The sequence below is a fragment of the Streptomyces sp. NPDC006476 genome (genome assembly GCF_040612015.1).
GTDB classification, from domain to species: Bacteria; Actinomycetota; Actinomycetes; order Streptomycetales; family Streptomycetaceae; genus Streptomyces; species Streptomyces griseorubiginosus_B.
Window position 1 is genome coordinate 1 of sequence record NZ_JBEXPK010000153.1, and the last position, 8,450, is coordinate 8,450.

Consider the following 8,450-nt stretch of genomic DNA (forward strand, 5'->3'; position numbering starts at 1 on the left):
TGACAGCCGGCCACCACCCCGACGACGCCGGAGAGGAGAGCACCGCACCACCATCGGCCCCGTGGAAGCCGACGCCCCCGCAGCGCATGCGGTGACCCGTCCCCACACGGCGAGGGACATATCGGGCACCCAGCCGTTCACGACGACGCCGTCAGACCACAGACGAATCGAGGTTAGAGTCTGCACACGCCACAGTCTGGGACCCGCCCGACGTGGCCCCGCGAAGAAGTGTGAGCCTCATGTCCAAAACCACCACCACTGAGTTAACCTCGCAGTACAGCACACAGGTGTCTGGTGACCTTGAGCGCAACCTCAAGGAGCAGGAGCGTGTCAGCGGTGAAATCGAAGCCCTGAAGGCACAGTTGACTGCGCTGCAGCAAGACCACACCGTCCTGGTGAACGTCCAGCAGGTGCTCGGTCTCCCGGCAGCACCCACCCAGACCGCCCCTGAGGCCAGGACAGTTCCTGCTCCGCGCGAGGAGAAGGCTGCGGCCGTACCGAGGGCGCGCCGCCGGACACGGGCCGGCAAATCCGCTGCTCCGGCCCAAAGGAACGTCGGCAAGAAGAGCACCGCTGCGGCACAGACCGTGCAGTCGGCCGCACCCAAGCTCGTCGATCTCGTCCGCGACCACCTGGCCGGACAGCACGAGCCACGCTCCGCCGCCGAAATCGCCACCACGCTGGAACAGCAGCACCCCGAGCGTGAGATCAAGGCCAAGATTGTGCGTGTTACGCTCGAAAGGCTCGTCGCCAAGAACCATGCACGGCGCACCAGGCAGGGGCACTCCATTTTCTACACCACCCCGGAGGCCTTCGAACCTCCCTCGCAGGACGAGCCCGCAACCTCCGAGGCCTGACACAACTACTCGAGCTCCCTACCAAACTGATCAACAGCCTGGGGCCCAGTTGGGGCAGCCTCGGGCGTGGACGAGCTGGACTCGCCCGTAACCGTGGCTGCCCCAGGCGGTACGCAGCACCTCCCTCTCGCGGCTCTATCGATCGATCGTCGTAGCAGAAGCCGTCTTGAGCGTCCTGCGCCGTCACGGCAGCTGTAGTTGCTTGCTTGGCAGGGCATCGCGGCTGGTCAGGTCGTTGCGGTGGCGGTGATGTTGTTCCATCTCCGGTGGGCTTCGGCTGCGTGGTATTGGTGGTGACGGCGCCAGGCGGACCAGTGCAGGAGGTGGTCGCGGTCGCGTCGGGGGCGAGGCAGGGCGGTGATCCTCAGGAGTCGGAGCAGTTCGCGGCCGCTGGCCGGGACGAGCTCGCTGCCGGTGGTGGTAGCCGTGGTGGTGCGGGCGTGGGTGACGGCCAGGACTGCGGCCGCGAGCATGCTGATCAAAGTCCAGCGCATCCAGGAGTTCCAGCAGGTGGTCTGGCCCTGGTCCAGGCCGCAGACGCCCTTGGAGGTCTGGAAGTTTTCCTCGACGCGCCACCTGCAGCACACACACCACAAGATCGGCCAGGGTGACGGGAGTGGTCGAGTGGCAGCGGTAGAAGGAGAGTTCACGGGTGTAGCGGTGGCGGCGGACCGGGACGGTTGCGTGCCCGGGGCGGTGCCCGTCAGGGGTGTCGTCGGGGTCGATTTCGAGCATGGCCCAGTCGTAGTGGCGGTCGCCCTTGAGGCCGTGACCGGTACGCAAGCGCATCCAGTTCTTCCTCGGGACGCGGGCGGCGAGCTGGGTGACGGTCAGGCGGCCGATGGCGGTGTCCACGCGGTGGTCGGTGCGGACGGCCAGGACGTAGTCGAAGCCGAGTGCGCGGGCCGTGCGGCGCAGCTCCTTGCCTCCGTAGACCTCGTCGCCGGCCAGCCAGCGGGCCCTGATGCCCAGGCCGCGGGCGCGGGAGAGCAGGGCGCCGGCCAGCTGCGGCTTGGTGGCGAACACGACGTCGTCGGGGACATGGGTGAGCAGGCGTCGTTCCTCGTCAGCGGCCCACTCAGCGCCGAGGTACAGGGCCCGCTCGATCGGAGTGTGCCCGTGCCGGCCGGCGTAGGTGAGGTGGACCGCGACCTAGCACAGACCGATACCGCCCCATGCTCCGGAGTATTGGCGGGCCGCGCCTACGCAGTCCGTGGATGCCTTCTCGTCCCCGGTCTCGCCCGCGATCAGCACCGCGTCCGGATCGGCGAGTTCACCGGCCACCCAGGCGGCGATCCGGTCCCGGGCCAGATCATGGTCGACGGCGGCACGGGAGAGCAGGTGCTGCAGCCGGTGCGGCCCGCGGTGACCGAGGGCCTCGGCAAGCGTCCAGCAGTTCCGCGTGTCCAGCTCCATCAGCATCGCCTCGGTCATCTCCCGTACCACAGCGCGTGGTTCACGGCGCTCGAAGCAGTCCGCGATCTCCTCGGTCACCGCCCCCAACGCCGCCGTCCACTCCCGCTCGGCTATCGTGGCCTCCCCGGCCACCTGGAACGTCGTCACAAACGTTCATGATCAAGGTGGCCGTACTCATGCCCGCAGGCACCCGGCCATCCCACTAACCAGCCTCAACTCACGACGCAGCCACACCTACAGCTGCCGTGGCCGTCGGCTGCGGAACAGGTGCTGCGCCTTATGCCACGTCGTGTCGGCTGCGTCCAGTGCGTAGCAGGCGAGGAAGAGCGTTGCGAGCAGGGGAGCGCGTAGTTTGAGCACGAGTAGGAACCGCTGCGAAGCGGTCAGTGGGATGGCGTTGACCCACGAGCGTGCCCACGGTTTGCGGAGTTCTCTCGGTGCGACGAAGTCTGGCCCGGAGATGTCTACGCGTGCCGATTCCGGTTTGCCGAGCAGCCGCCAGATGCTCGGCAGGCAACGGGTCAGCGACAGTTGGCAGAACACTGTCGGCCCGGTGATGCCGTGCTCGATCCGCCACCGGGCCCGCTCGCCGAGCTTGGACTGGAAACGTTCCAGGCGACGTCGGACCACTTGCTCCGGCAGCCAGTGCCAGGGCTGTCCCTTGGAATAGAACAAGTGGGTTTCACAGAACTTTCGTGCTCTCTTGCCCACTGCGTCCTCTTTGGACGCGTCGCCGCCGGTCGCCGCGAGCCAGTTCGTCCAGCGGAATCGGGCGGTACCGGTCGACCAGATGACCACCCAGTCGAGCAGATGCGACAGCAGGAAGAATCGAGGGTCAGCAACAGCGCCGGTGTACTTCTCCCGGACGAAGTTCCTGATGATCAGCCAGTCTTCGAAGGTGGCCTTGTTGACCCGGTCGATGTAGCCGGTGTCGAGAGTGGTGTGGGTGATGTCCTTCTCGATGATGTTCGTGACGTGCCACATAGTCTGGAAGGACTGCCCCAGTCCCTGACTGTAGTAGGCGTCGATGATTGACGAGGAGTCGCCGATCATCGCGTACCTCTTGGGATGTACGAAGGTGTCCGTCACGTGCTGCACGTTCCGGTACATGCGGAATTCGAGCAGGTTGTCCTGGCTGATCACCCCGTCGAAGACGGGATACGCGGCCAGTGCCGCGAAGAACTTTTCCCGTGGGCTGCCCTGCTCGGGCAACTTCTTCTGGTCGTAGGTGATGCCGACGCTCACGCGCCCTCCCGCGAGCCGGATCACCCAGATCCAGTGGCCCTCGCCCCACAGGTGCAGGGTGAACATGTCCCTGCGGGTGGAGGTGCCGTCCTCGGTGGTGTACCGCCACACCGGTTCGAACATCTCATCCGTGATGCCGGAAAACTGTCCCCACAGAGCAGTGGTCTGGAAACCGTCGTCGAGCACCCGCGACTCGGCGCGGTGGCCGAGCTTCGTCGCCAGCATCCTGCTCCTGCCGGAGCAGTCGATGACCCAGCGGGTGTGCACGCTGCCCTGTGTGTCCGCGTTGTAGTCGGTCCAGGTCACGATGTGCGTTTCGGTGTCGCTCCCTGCGATCTCGACATCGGTTACCCGCGCGGTGTCGAGAAAGCGGATGCTGGGCTTGGAGTGCACGGTCTTGCGCAGGAGGTCTTCCGTGTCGGGCCGGCATATCTGCTGGTCCACGGCCAACGAGCGGAAGGCCAGCTTGTCCTTGGCCTGTTGGTAGAGGTAGTGGTCACGATGGTCGTCGGACATCTCCTGGAGCGTGAACTCCGACATTGCGGCGACAACCCACTCCGACTTGGGGCGGAACTCCCTTTCGCCCTGCATCCCGTAGGTGAACCAGACACCTAGCTTGACAAAGCACTGGTCGTTGAGAAAGTCGTCGAGCTCGCCGATCACGCGGGGAACCCCGGTGGAGACCAGGAACGATTCGCCCACCTTGTAGCTGGGCTTCTGGTGCACCACGTCATCGATGACGGTGACGTTCATCCCACGTTTGGCCAAGCTCAGCGCCGCTAGCAAACCCACCATGCCCGCGCCCACGACCACGACATCCGTCTCGGAGCTCGCTGTTACCGGCTCCAGGCCAGCATGACTGTCCATGTGATGCCTCCTCATCCCCGGCCGTTCCGGGCGACATCGAGCAGGCTGCGGGCATAGCGGTCCAGAGCTCCGCCCTCGCGCAGGAACAGTCGGGGAGCAACCAGTTCGCACTCCAGCAGCTGCAACCCACCGTGCGGCGCGGGTAGGGCGTCGATCCGCGCGTACCGCAGCGGGCCGAACCATGAGCACAGCAGAATGTGCAGCTCTTCGGCCCACGCAACCTGGTCCGGGCCAACCTCGACGCGTGTGTTGACCCCGCCGAAGGACTCGTGTGCGATCCAGCCGTTCTCCGCGACCGACTTCGCGATCGCATGGCTGAACTGCCCGCCCACGAACACAAACGACGTCTCACCACGCGTGATGATCTCGTTGACGAAGGGCTGTACGCTCACCGTGGTCATCGCCGTCAGCTCAGCGAACTTCCGCTCGGCAGAGCTCCCTGCAGCCACATCCGCCTGATCGGGCAGCACCAAGTGTGGATGGTCGGCGGCCGCGTCGGGATCCGCAATCGGGTTCCTTACACGGGTTACCCGAAAAGCGTTCCACCCCCTGGCTGACAGCGTCGGTTTGACCACGGCCTCCCGCCACCCGGTCCGGTCCAGGATGGCGCTGAGTGTGGTCTGCGTTCCCTTGGGCACCCACTCGGTCGGCACTACCCGTACGCCGGCGTCGATGAGCCGGGGGAGATAGTGGAACTTGTCGAGCCCCTTGGCCAGGAGCCCCGGAGGGTTGACGACCGGAAGGCCGCCGGGAACGTTCGCCTTGACCCGTGCGCAAAGGGCGTCGAGGCGTGGGATCAGATCGGGTTCCAAGTGGAAGTAGCGCAGCATACGCAGGCTCAACAGGTCGATGCTGTCCCAGTCGACGCGGTCCGCCTCTGCGAGCTTGACCACCTCCACATCCGTATCGTGGCGGGCGAACGAGGCCTCGACGACCGGGAGATCGTCATGCGGAACCGTGAGGCAGAGGTATGCGATGCGGCGTCGGCGAGTCATTCAGTGCCCTTTATTGTCTGGTTTTAAGCGGTTTTGAGTGATCATTGTCACCCTGAGGGTCTCCACCATTACGGCGAGTGGAGATTTCCAGCTAACTAGCGGATAACTACCCTCGTGGGTGCTGCGGATCAACTTTCCAATTTTCGAGGTTGGCCGCCGGGTGCGATAGAGTTAAATGTCATCAATTTGAGGCGAACCCCTGGACTTGCTTGCGAAATGAGGCTATTCGACCGAGAGGCGTCTATTTCGCCATCGAACGAAAGCGCCCTCTTGGAAATTCTTTTAGCGCCGACCCTTTATCTGCATGGTCGCTATGCCCTACCGTCTGGGTCTGTGGAATCAAAGGACGTGCGTACAGCACCAGTTGACGTTTTAGCAGGCCATGACAACGTCTCTCTGCTGAGGGTTGTGAATGGCGATGTGAACTGCTCGACGATTGCCGACGCGATGGACGCGCTCGGCCTTGACGGCGCGGTTACTGGACTACGCAGACTGACCGGTAACGAAGTGGTCGTAGGCCCTGCTTTTACTCTGCGCTACGAAACAGTGACCGAGACTTCGCCGGGCACCATCGGCGACTTCATCGACGAAGTGCCCGCTGGGGCAGTCGTCGTGATCGACAACGCTGGCCGCGACTGGTGTTCAGTATGGGGCGACCTCGTCAGCACGGTCGCCCAGGCCCGCAAGGTCGCGGGAACCGTGATCGACGGAGCCTGCCGTGACGTCGCAGGCAGCGCCCAGATGGCCTATTCGATCTGGGCAGCGGCCACCTGCGTCAAGTCTGGGCGTGGCAGGGTCAGGCTGGCTGCCACACAGGAGCCAGTCACCATCCGGGGCGTCACGGTCGAACCGGGGGACTGGGTCTGTGCGGACGAGTCCGGAATCGTGGTCGTCCCGGCGCAGAGGGCCGGCGCCGTCGCCACAGAGATCCACCGGATCGACGACATGGAGAAGCGGGTGCTAGCCGCGGTCAGGGCGGGTGCGCCGTTGTCCGACGCCAGAGCCGCCAACGGCTACCTTCGCCTTGGTGTTCCCGCGAAAGGAGATACTCCATGACGGTCGAAACGACTGTGCCGGAGGACCGTAAATCCCAACTCCTGGCGCTACGAGAGATCTGGCCGCATGTGCATGCGCTGATCGACGAGGAGCGGGCGCTCGGCTGCGACGCCGACGAGAACCGTGACGACTTCGGTGCCTCGCAGCAAGGAGGCCGGGGGGAGAGCTACGTCGCCGCCCAGCAGGCCCGGCCCGAGGCGCGGATCGCGGGTATCCGGGGCCTCATGAACCTGGTGGTTGGCTCTACGGCCGTGGATCGGCCGGTGGTGCTGGATCTCCTGGGCGGCGACGGGCTGCTCCACCGAGTCTGCCTCGGTCTCGACATGCCTGACACGACCATCGTGACGTGCGACGCGTCCGCATTCATGGTCGCTCGCGCGTGGGCGGCAGGTATACCAGCGGTCCTACAGCGCGCCCAGCGACAGGTGTTCCACTCGGGAAGTGTCGATGGTGTACTCCTCGCCTACGGCAGCCACCATGTGCCGGAGCCGGAGCGACAGGCCGTGGCCGACGAGGCATGGCGGGTACTGCGACCAGGCGGCAGATTCGTGATCCACGACTTCGCCGAAGGGTCACCCATGGCGGTCTGGTTCCAGGAAGTCGTCGACAAGGAGTCCGACACCGGTCATCGCTACGCACACTTCACCGCCGACTGGATGCGGGAATGCCTCGCGCGCTCAGGCTTCCGAAGTGTGACCACGAATCTGATGTTCGACCCCATCATGGTGACCGGAACGTCCGAACACGAGGCACAGGCCGCCCTTGGCCAGTATCTGCTGCAGATGTACGGGCTGCACAAGCTGGTGCGAGCTCATGGCGAGCAAGGCGCCGCCAGGGCGGCATTCGAACTCGCTCGGGAAATATTCCGGTGGGAGCCTTCAACGTCATTCGACGACATGGGAGATCATGTGTCTGACTGCGTCGTCGAGCGTATGGGCCCCTCGAAGTGGCAGTGCATATTACCTCGATTCGCCCTGGTCGCTGTTGGTGAGAAGCAATGAGCTTCTGTGAGAAGGGTGGCCCCGGCGCTGTAGACGACTCCGGATGCCAGCTGGGTCTTTCATCGAGTAGCTTCCCTTGGTCGCCGCGGCTTCTGAGCTTTTCGTTTCGGGATGACGAGGGCTTCGGTGGTGGGTGTAAGCCGGTGGGATGAGGTACTGATCTTTGGGGCCGTGGTTGACGAGTCGGCCATGTACGGCAGACCAGATGTATGGGGACTCGAACTCGCAGGCAGCTGAGTCTGGTTGAGGCGGAGCGGCGGCGTTTGCAGGGGGCCGACTTAGTACTCCAGCCGTAGTTCGGTATCTGGGCTGGTCAGTGGCCTGGTGGCGTGGAGTGTAGCGGGGTGCCAGGTGGGCGGGACGGACTTCCCCACCCGCGCCCCACGAACGAGTGCTCTGCCGCATGCCCGTGAGCTGGTGCGAGCAGTCCCTCGACATGCTCAACGATGCGCCAACGAGCGCGTGGGATCGGGAACTCGAAGAACTCTTCCTGCGGACCGGGAGCCGCTTCACACGGATCGAGCCCCGCAGGCGGATGCGGGACTACGTGCGCGGCCTGCTCGCTCCGGTCGGCCGCAAGAACGGGTGGCAGCTCGCCGAGTGGGCCGGCCACGCCACCCCGGACGGACTGCAGTACCTGCTCTCCCGCAGCCGCTGGGACGCCGACAGCGTCCGCGACGACCTGCAGCAGTACGTGGCTGACCAACTCGGCCATGACGACGGCGTGTTGATCGTCGACGACACCGGCTTCATCAAGAAGGGGACCACCTCCGCCGGAGTACAGCGTCAATATTCCGGCACCGCCGGGGCCCGTATTTCAATAACTGTCAGCGACGGGTTTCCGCGGGGGTTGTTCGGGCGTGTAGTTGTTCCAAGGTGCGGGCGGGCGATCCGGGTATCGGCGTGACGAGGATCCGTTGCAGGTCCAGGAGCCGTTTTGCGTCCTGGTACTGGATGGACAGGTTGGTGCGGTTGACGCCCAGTAGTTGCGCCAGGAACGTCATGGTCACCGC

At 64.8% G+C, this 8,450-nt stretch carries 5 protein-coding genes and 3 pseudogenes; 4 read left to right on the forward strand and 4 right to left on the reverse strand.

Annotated elements, in window-relative coordinates; all coding sequences use genetic code 11:
* The first annotated feature begins 239 nt into the window (after window positions 1-239).
* Window positions 240-857 (forward strand): hypothetical protein, encoded by a 618-nt coding sequence (locus tag ABZZ74_RS51325; protein WP_356951016.1) that lies wholly within the window; start codon window positions 240-242, stop codon window positions 855-857.
* Between the two features lie 183 nt (window positions 858-1,040).
* Here ABZZ74_RS51325 and ABZZ74_RS51330 read toward each other — a convergent pair.
* The 3 genes and pseudogenes from ABZZ74_RS51330 to ABZZ74_RS51340 all read right to left on the reverse strand — a co-directional run bounded on the left by ABZZ74_RS51330 (window position 1,041) and on the right by ABZZ74_RS51340 (window position 5,380).
* Window positions 1,041-2,291, reverse strand: a pseudogene (locus ABZZ74_RS51330) (IS701 family transposase).
* A 216-nt stretch (window positions 2,292-2,507) separates the two neighbouring features.
* Window positions 2,508-4,385 (reverse strand): FAD-dependent oxidoreductase, encoded by a 1,878-nt coding sequence (locus tag ABZZ74_RS51335; protein ID WP_356951017.1) that lies wholly within the window; start codon window positions 4,383-4,385, stop codon window positions 2,508-2,510.
* Window positions 4,386-4,396: 11 nt separating this feature from the next.
* Entirely contained in the window at window positions 4,397-5,380 is a 984-nt protein-coding gene (locus ABZZ74_RS51340; RefSeq protein ID WP_356951018.1) for a hypothetical protein, read from the reverse strand.
* A 333-nt stretch (window positions 5,381-5,713) separates the two neighbouring features.
* Between ABZZ74_RS51340 and ABZZ74_RS51345 the strand changes: the two genes are divergently transcribed.
* The 3 genes and pseudogenes from ABZZ74_RS51345 to ABZZ74_RS51355 form a co-directional block, all read left to right on the forward strand.
* On the forward strand, window positions 5,714-6,436 hold the full coding sequence (locus tag ABZZ74_RS51345; protein WP_356951019.1) for an RraA family protein: 723 nt from the start codon (window positions 5,714-5,716) through the stop codon (window positions 6,434-6,436).
* Window positions 6,433-7,437 carry a class I SAM-dependent methyltransferase gene (locus tag ABZZ74_RS51350; protein WP_356951020.1) on the forward strand — a complete coding sequence of 335 codons (1,005 nt, stop codon included), beginning with the start codon at window positions 6,433-6,435 and terminating at the stop codon, window positions 7,435-7,437. The genes ABZZ74_RS51345 and ABZZ74_RS51350 overlap by 4 nt, the downstream gene beginning before the upstream one ends.
* 436 nt (window positions 7,438-7,873) lie before the next feature.
* Window positions 7,874-8,245: pseudogene (locus ABZZ74_RS51355) on the forward strand (transposase); the annotation flags it as partial.
* Here ABZZ74_RS51355 and ABZZ74_RS51360 read toward each other — a convergent pair.
* Window positions 8,224-8,450 (reverse strand): annotated as a pseudogene (locus ABZZ74_RS51360) (ISAzo13 family transposase); the annotation flags it as partial. The pseudogenes ABZZ74_RS51355 and ABZZ74_RS51360 sit on opposite strands and share 22 nt — an antisense overlap.